Annotated in this window: 18 protein-coding genes; 5 read left to right on the top strand and 13 right to left on the bottom strand. The window is 71.5% G+C overall.

Features of this window, described 5'->3' with window-relative positions; translation table 11 throughout:
• Positions 1-139: 139 nt before the first annotated feature.
• Both uvrB and coaE read right to left on the bottom strand, forming a co-directional pair.
• A complete protein-coding gene (uvrB, locus tag ACPA54_RS19970) occupies positions 140-2,221 on the bottom strand; it encodes an excinuclease ABC subunit UvrB (RefSeq protein WP_423531615.1) in 2,082 nt (693 codons plus the stop codon).
• A gap of 68 nt (positions 2,222-2,289) precedes the next feature.
• Positions 2,290-2,904, bottom strand: a complete 615-nt coding sequence (gene coaE / locus ACPA54_RS19965; protein ID WP_423531613.1) for a dephospho-CoA kinase — start codon at positions 2,902-2,904, stop codon at positions 2,290-2,292.
• 206 nt (positions 2,905-3,110) lie between these two features.
• Between coaE and ACPA54_RS19960 the strand changes: the two genes are divergently transcribed.
• Complete coding sequence (locus ACPA54_RS19960) at positions 3,111-4,772, top strand: N,N-dimethylformamidase beta subunit family domain-containing protein (RefSeq protein WP_423531611.1); 1,662 nt, start codon at positions 3,111-3,113, stop codon at positions 4,770-4,772.
• A gap of 218 nt (positions 4,773-4,990) precedes the next feature.
• Here ACPA54_RS19960 and dprE2 read toward each other — a convergent pair whose 3' ends face one another.
• From dprE2 to rpsA, 7 genes are all read right to left on the bottom strand, one after another.
• A complete protein-coding gene (gene dprE2 / locus ACPA54_RS19955) occupies positions 4,991-5,746 on the bottom strand; it encodes a decaprenylphospho-beta-D-erythro-pentofuranosid-2-ulose 2-reductase (RefSeq protein ID WP_423531609.1) in 756 nt (251 codons plus the stop codon).
• A gap of 36 nt (positions 5,747-5,782) precedes the next feature.
• A complete protein-coding gene (dprE1, locus tag ACPA54_RS19950; protein ID WP_423531607.1) occupies positions 5,783-7,207 on the bottom strand; it encodes a decaprenylphosphoryl-beta-D-ribose oxidase in 1,425 nt (474 codons plus the stop codon).
• Positions 7,200-8,147 carry a decaprenyl-phosphate phosphoribosyltransferase gene (locus ACPA54_RS19945; protein WP_345674433.1) on the bottom strand — a complete coding sequence of 316 codons (948 nt, stop codon included), beginning with the start codon at positions 8,145-8,147 and terminating at the stop codon, positions 7,200-7,202. The genes dprE1 and ACPA54_RS19945 overlap by 8 nt, the downstream gene beginning before the upstream one ends.
• Positions 8,148-8,151: 4 nt before the next feature.
• Complete coding sequence (locus tag ACPA54_RS19940) at positions 8,152-8,727, bottom strand: phosphatase PAP2 family protein (protein ID WP_345674434.1); 576 nt, start codon at positions 8,725-8,727, stop codon at positions 8,152-8,154.
• Positions 8,728-9,112: 385 nt separating this feature from the next.
• Entirely contained in the window at positions 9,113-10,246 is a 1,134-nt protein-coding gene (locus ACPA54_RS19935) for a TolB family protein (protein ID WP_423531604.1), read from the bottom strand.
• Positions 10,236-11,495, bottom strand: a complete 1,260-nt coding sequence (locus ACPA54_RS19930; RefSeq protein WP_423531602.1) for an MFS transporter — start codon at positions 11,493-11,495, stop codon at positions 10,236-10,238. The genes ACPA54_RS19935 and ACPA54_RS19930 overlap by 11 nt, the downstream gene beginning before the upstream one ends.
• Before the next feature lie 442 nt (positions 11,496-11,937).
• Complete coding sequence (gene rpsA / locus ACPA54_RS19925; RefSeq protein WP_423531600.1) at positions 11,938-13,431, bottom strand: 30S ribosomal protein S1; 1,494 nt, start codon at positions 13,429-13,431, stop codon at positions 11,938-11,940.
• A 387-nt stretch (positions 13,432-13,818) separates the two neighbouring features.
• On the opposite strand from rpsA, the gene ACPA54_RS19920 reads away from it, so the two are divergent.
• Both ACPA54_RS19920 and ACPA54_RS19915 read left to right on the top strand, forming a co-directional pair.
• Complete coding sequence (locus ACPA54_RS19920; protein WP_423531598.1) at positions 13,819-14,655, top strand: class I SAM-dependent methyltransferase; 837 nt, start codon at positions 13,819-13,821, stop codon at positions 14,653-14,655.
• Positions 14,622-15,659: a glycoside hydrolase family 18 protein gene (locus tag ACPA54_RS19915; RefSeq protein ID WP_423531596.1), complete on the top strand. Its 1,038-nt coding sequence runs from the start codon at positions 14,622-14,624 to the stop codon at positions 15,657-15,659. Before ACPA54_RS19920 ends, ACPA54_RS19915 begins: the two co-directional genes overlap by 34 nt.
• A gap of 161 nt (positions 15,660-15,820) precedes the next feature.
• Here the strand turns inward: ACPA54_RS19915 and pgfA are convergent, their stop codons facing one another.
• The 4 genes from pgfA to polA form a co-directional block, all read right to left on the bottom strand.
• Positions 15,821-17,017, bottom strand: coding sequence for a cell envelope lipid trafficking protein PgfA (pgfA, locus tag ACPA54_RS19910; protein ID WP_423531595.1), 1,197 nt, complete (start codon positions 17,015-17,017; stop codon positions 15,821-15,823).
• Positions 17,018-17,187: 170 nt separating this feature from the next.
• Positions 17,188-17,325: a hypothetical protein gene (locus ACPA54_RS19905; protein WP_345674441.1), complete on the bottom strand. Its 138-nt coding sequence runs from the start codon at positions 17,323-17,325 to the stop codon at positions 17,188-17,190.
• Positions 17,326-17,545: 220 nt separating this feature from the next.
• A complete protein-coding gene (locus ACPA54_RS19900) occupies positions 17,546-19,471 on the bottom strand; it encodes a lytic transglycosylase domain-containing protein (RefSeq protein WP_423531593.1) in 1,926 nt (641 codons plus the stop codon).
• A gap of 169 nt (positions 19,472-19,640) precedes the next feature.
• On the bottom strand, positions 19,641-22,433 hold the full coding sequence (gene polA, locus ACPA54_RS19895) for a DNA polymerase I (RefSeq protein WP_423531591.1): 2,793 nt from the start codon (positions 22,431-22,433) through the stop codon (positions 19,641-19,643).
• A gap of 88 nt (positions 22,434-22,521) precedes the next feature.
• On the opposite strand from polA, the gene ACPA54_RS19890 reads away from it, so the two are divergent.
• Both ACPA54_RS19890 and ACPA54_RS19885 read left to right on the top strand, forming a co-directional pair.
• Positions 22,522-22,962 (top strand): hotdog fold thioesterase, encoded by a 441-nt coding sequence (locus tag ACPA54_RS19890; RefSeq protein ID WP_423531589.1) that lies wholly within the window; start codon positions 22,522-22,524, stop codon positions 22,960-22,962.
• 22 nt (positions 22,963-22,984) lie between these two features.
• Positions 22,985-23,530: a hypothetical protein gene (locus ACPA54_RS19885; RefSeq protein ID WP_423531588.1), complete on the top strand. Its 546-nt coding sequence runs from the start codon at positions 22,985-22,987 to the stop codon at positions 23,528-23,530.
• Positions 23,531-23,548 lie beyond the last annotated feature (18 nt).

Genomic DNA, 23,548 nt, shown 5'->3' with positions numbered 1-23,548 from the left:
TCCCGCGGAACCGCGGGAATCCGGCCGCCGGGCGCGAAAACCGGCCCGTCGGGCTGCCGTGCGGCCGTCCGGGGCCGGTCACGTGCCGGTTCTCGTGCCGGTCCTGCGCCGGTCCCGCGCCGCCCTCCGGGGCCGGCGGTCATGCCATCCCGGCCGCCTTCATGCCGCGCAGCTCCTTCTTGAGTTCGCCGACCTCGTCGCGCAGCCGGGCGGCGAGTTCGAACTGGAGTTCCGCGGCGGCGGCATGCATCTGCTCGGTGAGCTGGCCGATCAGGTCGGTCAGGTCGGCGGCGGGCATGCTCTTGGCGTCCGGCAGGTCGCGGCCTCGGGTCGGCACCGGCGCCTTGGCGCGGCCGCCCTTGCCGCTCATCAGCTCGGCGGTGTCCGCGTCCTCGCGGGCGATCATGTCGAGGATGTCGACGATCTTCTTGCGCAGCGGCTGCGGGTCGATGCCGTGCTCGGTGTTGTAGGCGATCTGCTTCTCGCGGCGCCGGTTCGTCTCGTCGATGGCTTTCTCCATCGACGGGGTGATCCGGTCGGCGTACATGTGCACCTGGCCGGACACGTTGCGGGCCGCGCGGCCGATCGTCTGGATGAGCGACGTGCCCGACCGCAGGAACCCTTCCTTGTCCGCGTCGAGGATCGCGACCAGCGACACCTCGGGCAGGTCGAGGCCTTCGCGGAGCAGGTTGATGCCGACCAGCACGTCGAACTCGCCGAGGCGCAGTTCGCGCAGCAGCTCGATGCGGCGCAGCGTGTCGATGTCGCTGTGCAGGTAGCGGACGCGGATGCCGAGTTCGAGGAGGTAGTCGGTGAGGTCCTCGGACATCTTCTTGGTGAGCGTGGTGACCAGCACGCGCTCGTCGCGTTCGGCACGCTTGCGGATCTCGTGCACCAGGTCGTCGATCTGGCCCTCGGTGGGCTTGACCACGACCTCGGGGTCGATCAGGCCGGTGGGGCGGATGACCTGCTCGACGACGCCGTCGCCGCGGGACAGCTCGTAGGGGCCCGGGGTGGCGGACAGGTAGACGGTCTGCCCGACTCGCTCCAGGAACTCCTCCCACTTGAGCGGGCGGTTGTCGGTCGCGGACGGCAGCCGGAAACCGTGCTCGACGAGGTTCCGCTTGCGCGACATGTCGCCTTCGAACATCGCGCCGATCTGCGGGACGGTCTGGTGCGACTCGTCGATGACCAGCAGGAAGTCCTCGGGGAAGTAGTCGAGGAGGGTGTTGGGCGCGGTGCCGGGTTCGCGGCCGTCGATGTGCCGCGAGTAGTTCTCGATGCCGGAGCAGGTGCCGATCTGCCGCATCATCTCGATGTCGTACGTGGTGCGCATGCGCAGCCGCTGCGCTTCGAGGAGCTTGCCCTGCTTCTCGAAGCGTTCGAGCTGGTCGGCCAGCTCCTTCTCGATACCGCCGATCGCGCGCTCCATGCGCTCGGGGCCGGCCACGTAGTGCGTGGCGGGGAAGACGTAGAGCTGCTCGTCGTTGGTGACGATCTCGCCGGTGAGCGGGTGGAGCGTCATCAGCGACTCGATCTCGTCGCCGAACATTTCGATGCGGACCGCGAGTTCTTCGTAGACCGGGTAGATCTCGATGGTGTCGCCGCGGACCCGGAAGGTGCCGCGGGTGAACGCGACGTCGTTGCGCGCGTACTGGATGTCGACGAACTTGCGCAGCAGCGCGTCGCGGTCGATCTCCTGGCCCACTTTGAGCGGGACCATGCGGTCGACGTACTCCTGCGGCGTGCCGAGGCCGTAGATGCAGGACACCGACGCGACCACGATCACGTCGCGGCGGGTCAGCAGCGAGTTGGTGGTCGAATGGCGCAGCCGCTCGACTTCCTCGTTGATCGAGGAGTCCTTCTCGATGTAGGTGTCCGTCTGCGCGATGTACGCCTCGGGCTGGTAGTAGTCGTAGTACGACACGAAGTATTCGACGGCGTTGTTCGGCAGCAGCTCGCGGAACTCGTTGGCGAGCTGCGCGGCCAGCGTCTTGTTGGGGGCCATGACGAGGGTCGGCCGCTGGAGCTGCTCGATCATCCACGCGGTCGTGGCCGACTTGCCGGTGCCGGTCGCGCCGAGCAGCACGACGTCCTTCTCGTCGGCGCGGATCCGGCGCGACAGCTCCGCGATCGCGGCCGGCTGGTCGCCGTTGGGCTGGTACGGGCTGACGACCTCGAAAGGCGCCACGCTGCGTTGGATGTCGGTGATGGGTCGCACGCGTTCCACCGTACGGCCTCGGACCGACAAACGCGGATGGCCGCACTCCGAGCCCGGCTGGGCCCGGGTCAGTCCTCGGGGGTCTCCGGGGCCGGCTTCCCGGTCAGGCGCAGCCAGAGGGCTTCGAGCTGCGGTGCGAGGTCGTCGATCGGGCCGTCGTTGTCGACGACGACGTCGGCGATGGCGAGCCGGTCGGCGCGGGTGGCCTGGGCGGCCATGCGGGCGCGGGCGTCCGCCTCGGCCATGCCGCGGAAGCGGACGAGGCGGTCGAGCTGGGTCTCCGGGGACGCGTCGACGACCACGACGAGGTCGTAGGCCTTCTCCAGCCGGTTCTCGGCGAGCAGCGGCACGTCGTTGACCAGGACGGCGTCGGGGCCCGCCGCGGCGCGGAGGGCGTCGGCGCGGGCGCCGATCAGCGGGTGGAGGATCGCGTTGAGCCGGGCGAGCTTGTCCTTGTCGCCGAACACGACGGTGCCGAGCCTGGGGCGGTCGAGCGTCCCGTCCGCGGCAAGCACCTCGGTGCCGAACTCCTCGACCACGGCGGCGAGTCCGGGAGTGCCGGGTTCGACGACCTCGCGGGCGATCTTGTCCGCGTCGACGACCACCGCGCCGTACGCGGCCAGCCGCCGCGACACCTCGCTCTTGCCGGATCCGATGCCGCCCGTGAGCCCCACGTTGACCATGGGCGTCAGCGTAGTGGCCTGCCGGGTGGTACGGGCGGGGCGGGCCGCTTCCCCGCCCGGGCCTCCCTGCGGCTCACCACCGAAGGCCCGTCCGTCGCAACGCAGCGTGGCCGTCCGTGCGTATAGCGTGGTGTCCAACGATGCCGTTTCGCGGGTAGTGTCCGCGCTCCGGCGGCTGTTTCCGCGGATGCCGAGACGAGGAGCCCATGGTCCGGAACCGGTTCGGCGTCGTGCTCGCGGCGTTCGCCGTCGGCGCGGTCGCCCTGCTCGCCTGCGACGATCCGGCGCGGCCCGCGCCGACGCCGCCGGTCACGGTGGCGTCCGGCCCGGAGCCCGCGGAGCCGCCGAGCGGCGGGCCGGGGGCGCTGCCCGCGGACCGCACCGGCCCGGCGGCCGCGCCGTGCGCGCGCACGGTCCGGCCGCGCGGGTGGGTCGCGCAGGAGAACACCCGGCCGGGGACCGGCGATTGGCGGGTGCCGGAGCGCTGGGGCGCGGACCTGATGGGGTTCGCGGACCAGGACAGCGTGGCGTGCGGGGACGCCGTGCGGCTGCGGCTGACCGGCCCGGGCCCGGCGTCGGTGGCCGCGTACCGGCTCGGCTGGTACGGCGGGACGGGCGGCCGCCTGGTGTGGTCGACGAGCGGTGTCTCCAGCGTGGAGCGCAACAAGCCGAAGGCGCTGCCGCCCGCGTACACCGTCGAGACGGCGTGGCCGGTGTCGGCGGAGATCCCGATCACCGCGGACTGGCCGCCGGGCTACTACATGCTGGTGCTGCGCAACGGCGCGGGCAGCGCGTACGGCATCCAGCTGACGGTCCGCAACGACGTGGGCGACGCGCCGCTGGTCTTCCAGACGGCGAACCTGACCGCCCAGGCGTACAACACGTTCGGTGCGTACGGCCTCTACAGCGGCCCCAAGGACACGTCCGGCGCGCGCAGCGACCGGGCGCGGGTGGCGAGCTTCGAACGCCCGTACACCGGCAGCGGCTACCTGGTGCCGTTCTGGTACGACGTGCCGATGGTGCAGGCGATCGAGCGCACCGGCCTGGACGTCGACTACATCACGGACATCGACCTGGACCGCCGCCCGTCGCAAGTCCTGCGCCACAAGGCGCTGGTGATCGGCGGCCACAACGAGTACTGGACGCGGCGCATGTACGACGCCGCCGAGGCGCTGCGCGACCGCGGCGTCAACCTCGCCTTCTTCGGCGCGAACACGGTGTACTGGCACGCCCGTCTGGAGCCGTCGGCGGCGGGCCCGGACCGCCGGATCGCGGTGTACCGGCGGTTCGACGAGGACCCGCTGGCGAAGGACGACCCGGGGCAGGCCACCGTGACGTGGCGCGAGTCGCCGCTGGACCGGGGCGAGCAGCGGCTGGTCGGGGCGACGTGGGGCGGGCTCGGCGTGGTCGGCTCGTTCCGGGTGCTGGACGCGTCGTCGTGGATCTACGCCGGCGCGGGCGTGCACGACGGGCAGGTGCTCGCGAACTCACTGGGCGGCGAGTACGACGTGGCGATGCCGGGCGATCCGGGCACGCCGCCGACCCTGGAGGTGATCGCCGCCGCGCCGCTGCGGCTGGGCCCGGAGGCCGCGATGGGCACCATGTCGTACTACACGGCGCCGTCCGGGGCGGGCGTGTTCTCCGCGGGGACCACGTACTGGCCGTGCCAGTTGCGCGATTCGTGCCACGAGATGGCGGTCGATCCGACGAGCCGCGCGGTCCTGACGAAGATGACGGAGAACGTGCTGCGCGCGTTCGCCGAAGGCCCGGCCGGGCGCGCCCACCCGGCGAAGCCGCAACTCCCGCCGACCGCCGACGTGCTGGTGGCCGGCGCGGCCCGCGCGGAGGACGTGGGCGTGCGGCCCTGACCCGCCGGGTTCGACGGCGACCGGCCGTGTTCGAAGCCGTTCGACCGCCTCGTCACGCTCCCGGCAACCCCCGCTGCCCTACTCCCCCGCCACCGGGCAGTTTTCCCCCGGGGGTGCCGAATTTCCGTACACCGTTGGGCCCGCGATCCCCCGCCCCGCAACGCGAGCGGGCGGCCCCGGCGCGCGAAGCGCCGGGGCCGCCCGCTCGAACAGCCGTATCAGATCGTCAGCTTGCGGAAGATCGGCCGCGGCACGTGGCGCAGTGCCGAGAACACGAACCGCAGCTGACCGGGCACCCAGATCGTCGTGGCGCCCTTGCGCAGGCCCTTGACGATGCCGTCCGCGACGACGTCCGGCGTGGTCGCCATCGGGCCGTCGGGCATGCCCGCGGTCATCTTGGTCTTGACGAAGCCGGGGCGGACGACCATGACGTGCACGCCGGTGCCGTGCGTCTTGTCCGCGAGGCCCTGGGCGAACGCGTCCAGGCCGGCCTTCGACGAGCCGTAGATGAAGTTCGCCTTGCGGGCGCGCTCGGCGGCGACCGACGAGATCACCGCGAGCGAGCCGTGGCCCTGCCGGCGCAGCGCCTTCACCGACGCGAGGCCGGCCGAGACGCCGCCGACGTAGTTCACCTGGGCGACCTTGGCCGCCGCGACCGGGTCGTTCTCGTCGGCTTCCTGGTCGCCGAGCACGCCGAAGGCGAGGAGCACGACGTCGATGTCGCCGTCGGCGAACACCCCGTCGATCACCTTCTCGTGGGTGTCCGGCTCGGCCGCGTCGAACGCGACGACCTCGACCGCCGCGCCCTGCCCGCGCAGGTCGTCGGCCGCCTGGTCGAGCGCGTCCGACGGCCGTCCGGCGAGGACGACGCGCCGCACGCGTTCGGCGACCAGCTTGCGGGCGGTGTGGAGGGCGATCTCCGACGTGCCGCCGAGGATCAGGAGGGACTGCGGTGCGCCCAATGCGTCTTTCACCCTTGGTTCCTTAAGCATTCAACGGGTCGGGCCGGATCAGGCGAGGCCGAGGCGGCGGGCTTGGTCGGAGACGAACACGCCGTCCGGGTCCACCTTGGCGCGGACCGTGCGGAACTCCTCCAGGCGCGGGTACATGCGGGGCATGTCGGCCGGGTCCATGCGGGAGTCCTTCGCGAGGTACATGCGGCCGTCGTTGGACAGCACGATCTCGTCGAGCCGCGTCAGCAGCCCCGCCAGGCCCGGGGTGTTCGTCGGGAAGTCCAGGGTGAGCGTCCAGCCCGGCTTCGGGAACGACAGGAAGCCGCGGTTGCCCGGCCCGAAGCGCTTGAGGACGGTCAGCGACGACGGCGCGCCTGCCGCGCTGATGGTCTCCACGATGGTGCGCAGCGCGTCCTCGTGGCCGAACGGCACGATGAACTGGTACTGCAGGAAGCCGGTCTTGCCGTAGGCCCGGTTCCATTCCTGCACGCCGTCGAGCGGGTGGAAGAACCCGGTGATGCCCTGCAGCTGCCCGACCTTGTGCTTGGGGGCCTTGCGGTACCACATCTCGTTGAACAGGCCCATGGTGAACTTGTTCGGGAGGCGGCCCGGCATGATGTCCGGCACGGTGGCCAGCGAGCCGCCCTTGAACTGCAGCGGCTTGGCGCGCTTCTTCGCGGGCAGGTCCTCGAGCCGGGCGAACTCGCCGCAGGTGAGCACCGACCGGCCGAGGTTGCGGCCCTTCGCCAGGCAGTCGAGCCAGGCGACGGTGTAGGTGTACTTCTCGTCGGTCTCCGCCATCAGCGCCATGATCTCGTCGAGGTCGCGCGTGCGGTCGGTGTCCACCGACACCAGCGACGTCTCGATCGGCTTCATGCGGATGACCGCGGACAGCACGATGCCGGTCAGGCCCATGCCGCCGACGGTCGCCCAGAACAGGTCCGGCTCGCCGTCGGGGCTGACGGTGCGCACCGTGCCGTCGGCGAGCAGCAGGTCGAACGCGAGCACGTGGTCGCAGAAGCTGCCGTCCGCGTGGTGGTTCTTGCCGTGCACGTCGGCGCCGATCGCGCCGCCCACGGTCACCTGCCGGGTGCCCGGGGTGACCGGCACGAAGAAGCCGAACGGGACGAACAGTTCGATCAGCCGGTCGAGGCTGATGCCGGCTTCGACGGTGATGACGCCGGTCTCCAGGTCCGCGTCCAGGACCCGGTTCAGTGCCGTCATGTCGAGCACGAGGCCGCCGCTGTTCTGCGCGGGGTCGCCGTAGGAGCGGCCGAGGCCGCGGGCGATGACGCCGCGTTCGGTGCGGCGCTGCAGTGCCGCCGCGACCTGGTCGCGAGTCATCGGCGCGACGACGTCCGCGACGCTCGGCGACGTGCGCGCCCAGCCGGTCAGCCGCTTGCGGGTCGCCGCGGGGAACGCGCCGGAGGAAGCCCCCGGAACGTCGGAGCGGAAGGTACCGGCCACCGGGCCGTCAGACATGGAACACTCCCAGAACGAACATGAGCAGCCACGCGAACCCGAGTCCGACGATGACCTTGTCCTTGAGGACAACGTCCTCGGGCGCGCCCGCGGTTCCCTCGTCGACGTACACCGCGTAACGCAGCAGCACGAAGCCGAACGGCACCAGCGAGAGCTGCTGCCAGGCCAGGGTCGCGTCGCCCTTGGGGATGTCGAAGGCCCACAGGCTGTAGGTCAGCACGGTGACCGCGACGGACATCTGCCACACGAACCGCAGGTACGTGATCGAGTAGTTGGCGAGCGAGGCACGCGTCTTGGCGGCCTCTTCGCCCATCAGCACCATTTCCGAGTACCGCTTGCCCGCGACCATGAACAGCGAGCCGAAGCCCGCGGTGAGCAGGAACCAGCGGGACAGCGGGATGTCCGCGGCCACGCCGCCGACCATCGCGCGGAACAGGAACCCGGAGGCGACCATCATCAGGTCGAGGACCTGGACGTGCTTGAACCAGAAGCTGTAGAGCACGTGCAGGACGACGTACAGGCCGACGATGAGCGCGGTGCCCGGGTTGCACAGCAGGAACGACAGGCCGATCGCGATCAGGCCCAGGATCGGGCCGAGCACCCACGCCAGCTTGACCGGGACGACGCCGGAGGCGATCGGCCGGTACTTCTTCTTCGGGTGCGCGCGGTCGGCTTCCACGTCGAACGCGTCGTTGACGTAGTAGATCGCCGACGCCGCGATGCAGAAGATCGCGAAGATGTAGAGGCCCTGCCGCAGGACCGCCCACTCGTCGATGCGGCCGGCCGCCAGCGGCGCGGCGAACACCAGGACGTTCTTGACCCACTGCTTGGGCCGGGCGAGCTTGACCAGCCCGCCGAGGAGGCCGCCTCTGATCGGCTGCGGCGGGGCCTCGGCCTCGACCGCGGTCTGTTGGGCGGTGGCTTCGATCTCCGTGCTCACGGGCTCAGGCCCCCTTCGGGGCCGCGCCGGCCCGGGTCCAGGAACGGCTCAGGTGCGCGGCGGCGGCGCCCATGGCCGCCCCGCCGATCACGTCCGTCGGATAGTGCACGCCGACGACGAGGCGGGAAAAGCCCATCGCGACGGCGGCCGGGACGGTGACCCGGCCGGGCACCAGACCGCGGAACGCGACCACCGAGGCGGCCGCGGAAACCGAGTGCGACGAGGGGAAGCTGTGCCGCCCCGCGGTGCGTACCAGCGGCTCCAGGCCGGGGAAGTTCGGGCGGGGGCGGCGTACGACGCGCTTGACGGCCATGCTGGCGGCGTGTGCTCCCGCGATGGTCGCCGTGGCCCGCAGCCACTGGGTGCGCCGCTCGCGGTCGACGGCCGCGCCGACGAGGCCGGTCGCGAGGAACACTCCCCCGTGTTCGCCGACGAACGAGAGCGCCTTGCAGGCGCCCTGGACCGCCGGGTGGCCGGTCCGGCCGCGCACGCTGCGGTACAGCTTCACGTCAGGGCCGGTCACAAAGCCGGTCACGATGTCCACTACCTGCCCGGTGGCCGGAATCCCACCAGGAGCCATACCCATCCTCATTCCCACGTGTCACGACGGTACCGGGCGGTCCGTCCTCGGAAGACCGAAGCCGCGGGGCGGTCGGCTTTCGTCGGCCCGGGCCCGGCCGGCGCGCGCGTCCACCGGGGACGGGCGAGCGCGCGGCTGGCGCCAAAGGCCTTAGCGTACGCGACGGCGGGGGACGTCTTGCCGCGGGCAGGCCGCGCCGCGTCCGGCCCGCACGGTGCCGGAGGCCGCCGGGGCGAAAGGTATCGGCGCAGGTCAGCGGCGGCATCGTGAAGCCGGGGCAGGAGCATTTGCGATCGCCTTCGTGACAGAACTGTGCCAATACCGCCCCACGCCGTACACCGATTCCGCCGTGTCGGACGGGGAGTTCGCGCGCGAGTTCACCGCATCAGCGCAGCGGCGCGGGCGAAAACGCCCCGGCGATCAACCGTGTCGGGGCGCCGCCGCCGTCCGCGGGCACCGACCAGACGTCGGAGCCGGCGCCGGAGCCGGTGGGCAAGTCGTAGGCCACGGCGGCATCGTCCAACCAGATGGCTTGGTCGTCGACGCTGCGCGTCTCGGCGAGCGGCGTCTCCCGTCCGGACGCGAGGTCGAGCACGTTCAGCCGCCACGGCTTCCGCGGATCGTCGGACACCTTCTTCTTGAACACCAGCCGGGTGCCGTCCGGGGACAGCGACGGGCATTCCACGTTGTCGCGCAGCACGACCGCGGAACGCGCCTTCAGGTCGCCGCGCACCAGGTAGGTGCGGGTCGGATTCGCGGTCGACATGGTGGCGTAGAAGGTGTTGTCGTCGGCGGCGAAGGTGACGCCCCAGAAGTTCCGGTCGGGCGTGCGGACGTCCTTGCCGTCCCGGGTGACCGCGAAGTCCTCCAGGGACTCGACGAGATCGCCGGTCCGCGTGTCGAGGATGGACGTGCGGGTGGAGAAGGACGAGGCCGCGTACGAGTCCCCGTAGACGAACACGGTCCACGACGCCATCCGGCCGGACGCGGACAGCCGCGCGCGGTTCGGCGTGCCGGACAGCTCTATGCGGCGGACTTCGTGCAGCGTGCCGTCGAGGATCAGCGCGTAGTTGCGGGCGATGACCCCGCGTTCCACGGTGAGGCACAGGGCCGTTCCGCTCGCGGCGTACACGCGGTCGCAGGTGCGGTCGCCGACCTGGCGGGCGCCGCCCGGGTCGGCGGCGGCGACGGTGGCGAGGTGGCCGTAGCCGGGCCCCGATTCTGTGCTGCGGAACAGCAGCCGCTGCGGGCCGGCCAGCGTCAGCGGCGCCGCGCCGGGGGCGGTGCCCGAACCGCCGTAGCGCTTGTCGTCCTCGCGCTTGACCGCGTGCAGCGTGTAGCCGACGCCGACCCCGGCCAGCACCACGAGCGCCACCACGAAGGCGATCACCCGCCCGCGCGTGAACACCGCCGCGACGGGCTCGGGTTCGACCGGCCCGGCGGGCTCGGGCCGCTCGGCGATGCCGCCGGTGTCCTCGGTTTCGTCCGGGCGCTCCCCCGGTTCGGTGTCAACGGCCACGGAGCCGCGCCCCTCCCATCACCACAAGACTCACCGCGACGGCAACCGCAAGCGCCACCCCGGACCACACCACCGCACGCTCCGGCCCCCACCGCGTCCACGCCGCGCCGAACGCCACGGACGATACGAACCGCCCGGCCGCCTGCCCGGTCTGCAGCACCGCGAGACCGCTGGTGCGCAGCGCCGGAGGCAGCCCCGCGCCGGCGGCCGCCATCAGCACACCGTCGGTCATCGCGTAGAACACGCCGTGCAGCATCAGCGTGGGCACCAGCAGCGCGAGGCCGTCGAACGGGCCGGCCAGCAGCACGTACACCCCGCCCAGGGCGGCGTGCCCGGCGAGGAACATCCGGCGCCGCCCCCACCGGTCGGCCGCCCGCCCCGCCGGGATCGCCAGCAGCAGATACGTCCCGGTGGTGCCGAGCGGCAGCAGCGGGAACCAGTGCGCGGCGATGTCCAGTTTGCGCTGCAGCACCAGGTAGACGAACGCGTCGCTGACCGTCGCCACCCCGAGCAGCGCCGCGCACAGGCACAGCCGCCGGAACGGGGCGTCGCGCAGCAGCCGTGCCCCGGCGCGCCACGACGCCGCCGTACGCGCGGACTCGCCTGCGGGCGTGGGCCGGTCGCGTACGAACAGCACCATCATGAGCAGCCCGACCATGCCGACGCAGAAGCTCACCACGAACACCGCGTCGTACGCGGTCGCCACCGCGGACAGGATCATGAACGCGATCAGCGGCCCGGTGAACGCGCCCACGGTGTCCAACGCCCGGTGCACGCCGAACGCGCGGCCCTGCGCTTCGGGCGTGCTGGACAACGAGATCAGCGCGTCGCGCGGCGCCGTGCGCAGGCCTTTGCCCGCCCGGTCGACGGCGAGCAGCGTGCCGATGCCGGGCACGGAGGCGCCGACCGCGGGGAAGCCGAGTTTGCTGACCGCGGACAGCCCGTAACCGGTCGCGGCGACGGTCTTGCGGGCCGCGAACCGGTCGGCGATGTGCCCGCCGGCCAGCCGCAGGAACACGGTGACGCCCGAGTACAGGCCGTCGAGGAAGCCGAACTGCAGGATGGACAGGCCGAGTCCGGCGACCAGGTACACCGGCATGACGGCGGTGACCATTTCCGACGATATGTCGGTGACGAGGCTGACCAGTCCGAGGGCGATGACGTTGCCGGTGATCGCCGCACCGGTCCGCGGACCCGTCCGGCCGATCCCCGTCGCGGTGTCCTGGCTGCGACTTGACGACAGGTACACGCGGAAACCCTAGTGGCGCGGCCGGTCCCCCGCCCCGGTAACGCGCCACCGGCCGGGGTGTTCACGGGGGTTCACCCCGACGCGGCGCTGCGCGGCTGCGGCCGGACCGCTTCCGGCCGCCGTCCGGCGAACCCGCGTACGAACCGCCACCCCCACGCTTCACTCACACGGGTGAATAACCCGGCCCGGGGTGTAGTCGCCCCGCGGCACCGGGCAGAACCCTCGCGGAGCGGACCCCTTCCGGGATCGCGAACCCCGCGGCGGCGGCCCGGGGTTGCGCACCGGGTCGCGCGGACGCGCAAGCCGCCCGCCGGAATTCGCCCGGCAGCAGCACCGCTGCCGGGCGAGGCCCGGAAATGCCGGAAGGCCCCGCCTCGGGGGCGGGGCCTTCCGTCAATCACTGCACCGGATTTCGCACCGGATCAGCCGCAGGGGCAGAGCGTCAGCTCTGGCCGCCCGCCAGCTTCTCGCGGAGCGCGGCAAGCGCCTCGTCGGAGGCGAGCGCACCGCCGCCGGCCGGCGCCTCGGACGGAGCCGACGAGTACGAGCTGCCGCTGCCGCCGCCCGCCGCCCCGGCCTCGCCGGCAGCCTCGGCCTCGGCCTCGCGGGCCTTGACCACCTGCTGCTGGTGCTGCTCGAAGCGGGTCTGGGCCTCGGCGTACTGCCGCTCCCACTCCTCGCGCTGCTTGTCGTAGCCCTCGAGCCAGTCGTTGGTCTCCGGGTCGAAGCCCTCGGGGTAGATGTAGTTGCCCGCGTCGTCGTACGTGGCAGCCATGCCGTACAGCGTCGGGTCGAACTCCGCCTCGGTCGGCTCGGCGCCGAAGGCCTCGTTCGCCTGCTTCAGCGACAGGCTGATGCGACGGCGCTCGAGGTCGATGTCGATGACCTTGACGAAGATCTCGTCGCCGACCTGGACGACCTGCTCCGGGATCTCGACGTGGCGCTCGGCCAGCTCGGAGATGTGGACCAGGCCCTCGATGCCCTCGTCGACGCGGACGAACGCACCGAACGGCACCAGCTTGGTGACCTTGCCCGGAACGACCTGGCCGATCTGGTGGGTGCGGGCGAACTGCTGCCACGGGTCTTCCTGGGTCGCCTTCAGCGACAGGGAGACGCGCTCGCGGTCCATGTCGACGTCCAGGACCTCGACCGTGACGTCCTGGCCGACCTCGACGACCTCGGACGGGTGGTCGATGTGCTTCCAGGACAGCTCGGACACGTGGACGAGACCGTCCACGCCGCCGAGGTCGACGAACGCACCGAAGTTGACGATCGACGACACGACGCCCGTGCGGACCTGACCCTTCTGCAGGGTCGTGAGGAAGGTCTGGCGGACCTCGGACTGGGTCTGCTCGAGCCAGGCACGGCGGGACAGGACCACGTTGTTGCGGTTCTTGTCCAGCTCGATGATCTTGGCCTCGAGCTCCTTGCCGACGTACGGCTGGAGGTCGCGGACGCGGCGCATCTCGACGAGGGACGCCGGAAGGAAGCCGCGGAGGCCGATGTCGAGGATGAGACCACCCTTGACGACCTCGATGACGGTACCGGTGACGATGCCGTCTTCTTCCTTGATCTTCTCGATGGTGCCCCACGCGCGCTCGTACTGCGCACGCTTCTTCGAGAGGATCAGGCGGCCTTCCTTGTCCTCCTTCTGGAGAACGAGGGCCTCGATGTTGTCGCCGACGGCGACAACCTCGTGCGGGTCCACATCGTGCTTGATGGAAAGCTCGCGGGACGGGATGACGCCTTCGGTCTTGTAGCCGATGTCGAGCAGGACCTCGTCCCGGTCGACCTTGACGATCACGCCATCCACGATGTCGCCGTCGTTGAAGTACTTGATCGTCTCATCGATTGCGGCGAGGAATTCTTCCTCGGAACCGATGTCGTTGACCGCCACCTGCGGGGTGGTGCGAGTTGCCTCGGTGCTGCTCGTCATGTGGGAAAGGGCTCCGGTACGGACAGAAGTCGTCGGTTAAACCACGCTCCAGGACCCGGTTTCGCCCCGTCGGACACGCACGGCCGTGAACACGGCCGAAATGCAGCGACAAAGGTGAGCGCGACCTGCTCCGTCTGAGTTCACGCAGGCCCGCGGCGCAACTTGCAGCATACGGGCCTGGCCAAGCGCGGTCAACGCGCGGGGTCGCGGGCGCAAGCGGACCCGCTGCGGGCGCCCGGCACTTCCGTCACTGCCGCTTCCCTGTTCGCACCGGTCACGGCAGTATCCGTGAGTGCCCGGGAGTATCCCTGCGTCACTGCGGTCGTTTGCGTTGGCGCGCACGATAACGTACGCCGATCCCGAACAACAGCGCGTGAGGCAAGTCATATGAACGAGCACGAGGCCGCCGTTTTCTCCGCCGGGGTCGCCCGCCGCGACGTGGGGGCTGCGGAGAGCGCGCGCGCCGGACGGTCGTGGTGGGACGCCAACGCCGACGAGTACCAGGCCGACCACGGCGACTTCCTGGGCGACGCCCGGTTCGTGTGGGGACCCGAGGGCCTCGACGAGCAGGATGCGGGCCTGCTGGGCGACGTCGCCGGGCGCACCGTGCTGGAGATCGGCGCGGGGGCGGCGCAGTGTTCACGGAGCCTGCTGGCACGCGGGGCGTCCCCCGTGGCGCTCGACCTCTCCTACCGGCAGTTGCAGCATTCCCGGCGGATCGACCTGGGGCATGCGGTGGCGGTTCCCGCGGTGCAGGCCGACGCGGGCGCGCTGCCTTTCGGCGACAGCGTGTTCGACCTGGCATTCTCGGCGTACGGCGCACTGCCGTTCAGTCCGGCCGGGGCGGGGATCATGCGCGAGGTGTACCGCGTGCTCAAGCCGGGCGGACGGTGGGTGTTTTCGCTGACGCACCCGATCCGCTGGGCGTTTCCGGACGATCCCGGGCCGCGCGGGCTGACGGTGCGCAGCTCGTACTTCGACACGACGCCGTATGTCGAGACGGACGACGAGGGGCAGGCCACGTATGTCGAGCACCATCGCACGCTCGGTATGCGCGTGCGGGAGGTGGCCGGCGCGGGGTTCCGCCTCGTCGACATCGTGGAGCCGGAGTGGCCCGAGGAGTTGACGCAGGTATGGGGCGGATGGAGTCCGACGAGGGGCCGGTTGATCCCGGGGACGGCGATCTTCGTGTGCGTGAAGGACGGCGCCCCCGGCGCCGCCTGATCCGGGGGCTGCGCGCGACCGCGGCGGTGGCCGGGTCGCTCGCCGCGGCGCTGGTGCTGTCCGGGGTGGGCGCACTGACCGCGCTGCGGCTGGAGTACACCGGGGCGCCGGCCGCGGACGCCCGCACCCGGGGCCGGGACGCGCTCTGGCTCGGGCACGCGTGGGTCGACGGCCGCAAGGGCCCGGCGGACGTCGCGGCGCTGGCCGCGCGGCTGCGCGGCACGGGCGTGCGCGACCTCTATGTCCATGCGGGCCCGCTGGAGCACGACGGTTCGCTGCCGCGGGAGCGCTATCCGCAGGCGAGGGCGCTGCTGGACGCGGTCCGCCAGGCCCTGCCCGGTGCGCGCGTGCAGGCGTGGCTCGGGGACGTGGTCGGTCCGAACGCCCTCGACCTGCGCGACGAGGCGGTCCGCGGCCGGGTGGTCGCGTCGGCGCGGTCCGCGATGGACGCCGGGTTCGGCGGCGTGCATTTCGACCTGGAGCCGATCGGCGACGGCAACCGCGACTACCTGGAGGTACTGACCCGGGCCCGGGTGGCGGTGCGCGCGGGCGGCGGGGTGCTGTCGGTGGCGGCGCACCAGATCGAGCCGGCCGGGAACATCGTCGCCATAGCGTCGGCGGCGGGCGCGCGGCGCACGAAGTGGTGGACGCCCGGCTACTTCGGCGACGTGGCGTCGCGGGTGGACCAGATCGCGGTGATGGCCTACGACACGTGGATGCCGACCCGGGGCCTGTTCGGCGGCTATGTGACGCGGCAGACCGAACTCGCGTTGTCCCGCACCCCGTCCGAGGTCGACCTGCTGATCGGGCTGCCGTTCTTCCACGACGACACGATCGGGCACCACGAGGACTCCGAGCAGGTCGCGACGGCGGCCCGGGCGGTCCGGCTGGGCCTCGCCGCGGCGCCGGGCCGGCAGACGTTCGGGGTGGCGCTGTATGTGGACTTCGCCGCGACCGAGGAGGACTGGGCGGCGTACCGGCGCGAGTGGGTCGACGCGGGCTGAGGCCCGGCCGCGGTCTTCGGCTCCGGTCCTTCGGCGCCGGAGGCGGCCGGCTCCGGCGCGGCGCCGGAAACGCGCCCGCTCCCCGCGCGGCAGGACACGCGGGAAGCGGGGAACGGCCGGGCGCTGAAAGGCGATTCGCGCCCGGCCGGGTCGTGCGGAGGTCAGACCGCGGGCGGGGGCGTCTGCGGACGTTCCGGGTAGGCCGTGGCCGGGGTCTTGCCGTTGCTCGACGGGGCGGGCGCCTCGGCGGCGACCTCCGCGGCGGTGGACACCGCCGGAACCCGCGGCAGGACGGTGGTCTCGGCGGCGCGGGACGCCGCGGAGAGCGCGCCGACCGGGACGGGCGCGGACGCGGACGCGGCGGGGGCTGCCGCAGCGGCGTCGCCGCCGCCCGGACCGCCGTCGCCGTCAGCCGGCACGGCCGCCGGCCCGGCACCGCCGGCCGCTTCGCGCTCGCGCTTGCGGCGGCCGAGGAACTCCAGCGCCAGCGAGGCCAGGAAGAGCACGATGCCGATCACGACGAACGCCAAGGGCAGCTTGTCGTGCAGGAGCAGCATCTGCGCCTTCTGCTCCTTGGCGTCCTCGATGAGCTGGTTCGACCACTCGGCCTTCATCTTGACGTTGCCGTCGAACACCACGAGCTTCGCCGGGTTGGCCGGGTCGTCGGGGTTCGGCGTGCGCATTTCCTCTTTGTGCTGCTCTTCGGCGTAGACCGGGGCGCCGGTGACCGGCTCGACCCAGAACTTCCGGACCGTCGTGTACCAGCGCTCCATGCCGGCCGCTTCGACGGTCTCCGGGGTCAGACCGCCGGGGAGCGAGCTGGGCACCGGGACCTTGGTCCAGGGCACGGTCTGCTCGAAGAGGTAGACGGGGAGGCCGTTGAAGTTCTCCGTGCGCACGTAGTTGATGGTGGACGCGGTGTGGGCCTGCGCGTCGTAGTAGTTGTAGCCGCGCTTCTCGGTGAAGAAGGGCCACTTGTACTGGATGCCGGTGTGCGCGACCGGTTTGTTGTCGATGTGCTCCCCGCAGCAGTTCTTCGGGGTCTGGGAGACCGCGTCGAAGGCGTAGCGCTCGGGGATCTGGGTGACGACGTTGCCGGTGCTGTCGACCATCGCCAGGTTCATGTCCCAGACGACGGTCTGTCCGCTGCCCTCGTCGGGGTTGGGACGGACGGTCTGGATGATGGTCGCCTTGGCCTTGCCCTCGCCTTCGGGCGCGCCGAAGAGCGTCGCGTTCTGGGCTTCGAGGACCATGACCTTGTACGCCTTGTCGCCCTTCAGCGCCTTCGCGACGAGCCGCGGAAACGCGTACTCGCGGACCAGCGGAGCGAAGGCCACGAAGAACACTGCAAAGGTCAACAGGACCAAGCTGGACCTACGACGCATCGAGAATTTCCCCTTGCCATGGAACGAGCTGAACGTGCCGGACGGACGGACCGGTCCGGATTGCGATCGTGCTGAGTGGTGCGGGGTGGTGCGGGTGCTGCGGCTGCTGCGGGGTGGGGTGCGGTGGGGGCCGGTGGCGGTCCTCAGGGCTTCGCGGGCACCTGGGTCACCTGGAGCGGCTTGTCGATGGCCTTGGGCTCGGGGACCGCGAAGGTCGTCAAGGCCCAGGTGGCCAAGCCGGCGAGAACCAGGCCGGTGAGGACCGCGGCGAAGGCACGCATCAGAAACTCTCCTTGTGTTCGCTCACGGAGACGGCACGGTAGCAAGGAAGCCGCAAAATAAGAACACGTTTCAGATTTTTGACGGCTTGATTCTGTGGACAGTTGGCGACGGGTTGCTTTCACCCGTCCCCAACTGCGAATTCGTCGATACGGATACTCCCCCGCCGGGACGAGCCCGACGGGGGAGCAGCGAGAACACGTTTCTGTTACTGGCCGGTCACTAGCCGCTCGACTTGGTCGTGGCCGTGCCGGTCTTCGTGGTCGCCTTGGTCGCGGGCGGGGTGGTCGTCGCCGGGACGGCGCGGACGCCGTTGCCGTAGAACTGCATCCACGCCTTGACGGTGGAGACGTACTCGGTGGACTTGTTGTAGCTGTAGATGGCCCGGTCCAGGTCCGCGGGGCGGCTCAGGTCGCGGTCGCCCGCGCACAGGTAGCGGGCGGCGGCGAGGCTGGCGTCGTAGACGTTCTCCGGGTCGGACTTGCCGTCCTTGTTGCCGTCCATGCCGTAGCTCTTCCACGTGCTCGGAATGAACTGCATCGGGCCGACGGCGCGGTCGAACTCGGGGTCGAGGTCGTAGACGCCCTTGTCGGTGTCCCGGATGACGGCGGTGGAGTGGCTGCCGTCGAGGCGCGGGCCGAGGATCGGCGTGACCGCGGTGCCGTTGGCGGTGACCTGGCCGTTGTTGGCGTGCGAGGACTCGACGCGGCCGATGCCGGCGAGGAGCTGCCACGGCAGCTTGCACGCCGGGTCGGCCTTGGCGGTGGTCGCGGCGGCCTGCTGGTAGGCGGCGAGCACGATCTGCGGGATGCCGTTGGACCCGGCGTTGACCGGGGCGGCCGGAGGCGGCGCCGAGGTGCGGGTCGGCGACGCGGAGATGGTGCCGATGACCCCGCTGGGCTGCGGCGAGCCGGCGGAGCCGGGGGCGGCCGCGGGCAGCACCGGCGGCAGCTCCAGGTCGCGCGCGGAGCCGCCGTCGACGGGGGCGCTGTCCTTGGGCGGTTCGGGGTCGGACATGCGCGGGACGTCGGACTGCGGGACGCGCTGCGCGGTCGCCATGGTGAACGGGTTCTGGACGACAGCAGCCCCCGCGAGCAGCAGCGCGGCGACACCGGCGGCAGCCATCCAGGGATTGACGAGCCGCCGCCGCTTCCCGGACGGCTCGCTGCTCTCCTCGGCCTTCGCGGTCTCGTCGCCGTCCCCGCCTTCGCCCGACTCGTCGGGCTTGGCTTCGAGTTCGGCGGGCCGGTTCCCGAGCGATGCGACCCAGGCGTCGAGTTCGTCCTCCTCGCCGTCGGCCTCGGCCTTCCCCTTGCCCACCGGCCGCAGCAGTGCGGTATCGGGATCGGCCGCCGGAGCGGCGGAGACGGGGGCGAGGAGCGCGGTGTCGGGGTCGTCGGCGGGGGGCCGGCCGGCGGCGTCCGATGCGGCAAGCAGGGAGGCCTTGGCCGGTTCGACTGCCGCGTTCGAGCCTTCGGCCGCGTCGGCGCCGGACGCCGCAGCGGCGGAAAGCTCTCCCGGCTCGGCGGATTCGGCTGCCACGCCGACACCTTCACGGTCCGACGACGCCTCCACGGGAGAGTCCTCCGCAGGGGCGGAAGACTCCGCGGCCGGAGCGGCTTCCGCCGGTTCGGCCGCGGGATCCGCGTCGGAGGAGGTTGCCAGGCCGGCGCCTTCACCGTCGTGCGCCTCGTCCGCACCCGTGTCGGAGTCGCCCGCGCCGTCGGCGGCGGTCGCCATAGCGGCGAACTCCTCGGCCGGTTCGACGGACTCGGCGGCCGCACCGGCGGCTTCGCCATCCCGCGCCTCGCTCGCACCCGGGCCTTCGGCCCCGTCGGATTCCTGCGCGGCCGGCTGCTCGTCGGCCGTGTCGGCCGTATCGGCCGTATCGGCCGCCGGAGCCTCGTCCGTCTCCGCCGCGCGCGTCGCGTCGGACTCATCGGGACGGTCCGCGACTTCGCCGGCCCGGGTCTCGGCGTCCGAGTCCGCGGGTCCGCCGCGGCCCTCCGCGTCATCCCCCGCCGCGCGCGGGCGCGGCGGTACCACCGCGACCGTGGTGAGGTTCCGGGCCCAGCCCGGCTTCGTGGTTCCTGTGTGGTGCGGTATCTCGGGATCCCGCGGACCAGGCCCCTGATCGGCCACGTCCACGAACCGCCCCCTTCGCCCGGCTGCCAGGTCCGCCCGCCGCGCCGCGGAAGACGCGGTCGGACGACAGGCGGACACGAACCTACGGCAGGTCGGGCCCCGGCTCTACCCCCTGGCTAGAATTTGTTCTAGTTACGGTGGCTTTGTCGGCAAACCGGCAGCGGGCCGGGCCTCAGTGCCCGGCGTCCTCCCACGTCGCGCCGAAGCCGACCGACACGTCCAGCGGCGCGGACAGCGGGTAAGCCCCCGCCATCTCCTCCCGCACCAGCGCCTCGACCCGCTCCCGCTCCCCCGGCACGACCTCGAGCACGAGTTCGTCGTGCACCTGGAGCAGTATCCGCGACCCGAACCCGCCCGCGCGCAGCGCCTTGTCGACGCCCAGCATCGCGACCTTGACGATGTCCGCCGCCGACCCCTGGATCGGCGCGTTCAGCGCCATCCGCTCGGCCATCTCGCGCCGCTGCCGGTTGTCGCTGGTCAGGTCCGGAAGGTAGCGGCGGCGGCCGAACACCGTCTCCGTGTAGCCGGTCTGCCGCGCCTCCTCGACCACCGTGCGCAGGTAGTCCCGTACGCCGCCGAAGCGTTCGAAGTAGTTCGCCATCAGCTTCCGGGCCTCGTCCGGCGTGATGTCGAGCTGCTGCGACAGGCCGAACGCGGACAGGCCGTAGGCCAGCCCGTACGACATCGCCTTGATCTTCCGCCGCATCTCCGCATCGACCCGGTCGCGCGGCACCGCGAACACCGCCGACGCGACCGTGTTGTGCAGGTCCTCGCCGGACGTGAACGCCGCGATGAGCGCCTCGTCGTCGGACAAGTGCGCCATGATGCGCAGCTCGATCTGGCTGTAGTCGGCCGTCATCAGACCTTCGTAGCCCTCGCCGACCACGAACGAGCGGCGGATCAGGCGGCCTTCGTCGGTGCGGATCGGAATGTTCTGCAGGTTCGGGTCGGACGACGACAGCCGCCCGGTCGCCGCGACGGTCTGGTGGAACGTCGTGTGGATCCGCCCGTCGTCGGTGACGGTCTTGACCAGGCCCTCGACGGTCGTCCGCAGCTTCGTCTGGTCGCGGTGCCGCAGCAGCGCGGCGAGCAGGTCCTGCGCGGGCTCCGGGATGCCCGGCTGGGTGGCGAGCCACGTGAGGGCATCGGCGTCGGTCGTGTAGCCGGTCTTGATCTTCTTGGTCTTCGGCAGGTCGAACTCGCCGAACAGGATCTCCTGCAGCTGCTTGGGCGAGCCGAGGTTGAACTCCCGGCCGACCGCCGTGTGCGCCTGCTCGGTGGCCTGCTTGACCGCCGCACCGAACTGCGTCTCCAGCCGGTCCAGGTACTCGCGGTCCGCGGCGATGCCGAGGCCTTCCATCGCGCACAGCACCCGCATGAGCGGCAATTCCATGTCGCGCAGCAGCTTGAGCTGGCCGAGGCTCTCCAGCCGCTCGTCGAGCGCGTCGGCGAGGTCGACGACCGCGCGGGCGGCGAGCATCAGCGCCTCGCCCTTGGCCGCGGTCTCGTCGTCCTCGGCGCCCGACATGTCCAGCGCCAGCTGCCCGTCGGCGGCCTCGTCGACCTTCAGCTCGCGGTGCAGGAACCGCTGCGTCAGCGTCTCCAGCGCGAACGACCGCTGGCCGGGCAGCACCAGGTAGGCGCCCAGCGCAGTGTCCGACGTCACCCCGTCCAGGTCCCAGCCGTGCGCGCGCAGCGCCAGCATCGGGCCCTTCGCGTCGTGCACCGCCTTCGGCCGCTCCGGGTCGGCCAGCCACGCGGCGAGCGCGGTGTCGTCGGCCTCGTCCAGCACGGTCGGGTCGACGTACGCGGCGGTGCCGTCGCCGGCAGCGAACGCCAGCCCGGTCACCGCACCCGTGCCACGGCCCCAACTGCCTTCCACCGCAACGCCGGTGCGTGCCGCGCCGGACGCGTGCGCAGCCAGCCACGCGGCGACCTCGCCGGTCTCCAGCACGGTCGTGTCGAGCACGAACCCGTCCTCGACCACCGCGGCCTCTTCGGTACTTGCGACGGCGGCGCCCGGGTCGACGGCCCACAGCCGGTCGCGGAAGTTGTCGTTGCGGAACTCCAGGCTGTCCAGCACCCGTTCGACCTCGGGACGGTCGTACGCCACCCGCGCCAGATCCCCCGGCGTCACCTCCAGCGGCACGTCCCGCACCAGTTCGGTCAGCTCCCGGTTGAGCTTCACCGACTCCAGGTGGTCCCGCAGATTCTGCCCCGCCTTGCCCTTGACCTCGTCGGCCCGCTCCACCAGCTCCTGGAACGACCCGAACTCGCGGATCCACTTCGCCGCGGTCTTCTCCCCCACGCCCGGAATCCCCGGCAGGTTGTCCGACGGGTCGCCGCGCAGCGCCGCGAAGTCCGGGTACTGCTGCGGCGTCAGCTGGTACTTCTCCTCCACCGCGGCGGGCGTGAACCGGTGCAGCTTGCTGACGCCCATCATCGGATACAGCACCGTGACGTCCGGCGTGACCAACTGCAGCGAGTCGCGGTCGCCGGTCAGGATGAGGACCTCGAAGCCCTCCTCGGCGGCCTGCGTCGACATTGTCGCGATCACGTCGTCGGCCTCGAAGCCCTCCACCCGCATGGTGCGGATGCCCATCGCCTCCAGGACCTCGACGATGAGTTCGACCTGGCCCTTGAACTCGTCCGGCGTGGCCGACCGGTTGGCCTTGTAGTCCGGGAACCGGTCCGTGCGGAACGACTTGCGCGACACGTCGAACGCCACCCCGAGGTGCGTCGGCGCCTCGTCCCGCAGGACGTTCGCCAGCATCGACGTGAACCCGTACACCGCCTGCGTCGGCTGCCCCGTGGCCGTCGACATCGCGGCCTCCTTCAGCGCGTAGAACGCGCGGTACGCCAACGAGTGCCCGTCGAGCAGGAGCAGCCGGGGCCGGACACCGGACGAGGTGCCGGACGCCGCGCTGGAGGTTACGGAAGCCTGGGGTGCGTCAGTCGAAGCCACCCCCAGATCCTAGGCTGGTAGGCCGACACATCCGGTCATGTCCCTCCCCGCGCGTGGCCGAACACGACCAGCGTGACAGGAGAAACCCATGGCCAGCGGCTCGCCCGTCGATTTCCCCGTACCGGTCGACGAACTCGGAAAGGTCTTCGGCACCGACTTCCCCGTCACCCTCGGCAGCAAGATGGGCATCGTCGTGCACGAGGCCACGCCGCAGCGCCTGGTCGCGACCATGCCGGTGGAAGGCAACATCCAGCCCTACGGGCTGCTGCACGGCGGCGCGTCCTGCGTCCTCGCGGAGACCCTCGGCTCCATCGGCTCCGCGCTCCACGCCGGACCCGACGCCATCGCCGTCGGCATCGAGATCAACGCCACGCACCACCGTTCCGCGACCTCGGGTCTGGTCACCGGCACCGCCACCCCGGTACACCTGGGACGCACACTCGCCACCTACGAGATCGTCATCACCGACGAAGCCGGCAAACGCGTCTGCACCGCACGTCTCAGCTGCATGATCCGCCGCAACGAGTAACCGCCACCGCGGGAGGTTCGGTATGGGATTACGCAAGACGACCGCGATCACCGCCGCCCTGGGTCTCCTCGTGGGCGCGGGCGCCGCCGCCGGAACCGCGGCGGCGCTGTGGCCCGGCGCCGCGAAAGACACCGTCCCCTACGTCTACGAGGGCGACAAAGTCGTCGACTCCGCCCCGGTGAAAAGCGCCTTCCTCGAAGTCCGGGTCACCGCCTACCACTGCGGCCTGGCCTACATCACCGGCACCCACGCCGAGTACTACGCGCACGGCCAACTCTGCCGGGTCGGCGTCCGCCTCGACAACCAGCAGCTCGTCACCGCCAACATCGACAGCCGCATCCAGAAGATCGTCCTGGCCGACGGCACCGAACTGATCCCCGACGACATCCCCATGCAGATCAAACGCCAAGAGCAGGTCCAGCAGATGGGCGCCCGCAACATCGTCGTCCTCAGCTACTGGTTCGACATCCCCGCCGACGCCGTCCCCGTCGCCGTCCGCATCCGCGCCACCCCCGAAGCCCCACCCGCCGAGATACGGCTGCCCAAAGCCACCTGGGACCGCCAATAGCCTCCGCAGGCCACCGCC

The sequence above is a fragment of the Uniformispora flossi genome, assembly GCF_049534875.1.
In the GTDB taxonomy this organism is placed as follows: Bacteria; Actinomycetota; Actinomycetes; order Streptomycetales; family Streptomycetaceae; genus Yinghuangia; species Yinghuangia aomiensis.
Note: the sequence above shows the minus strand (reverse complement) of the source record. Positions and strands in the feature narration are given on the sequence as shown.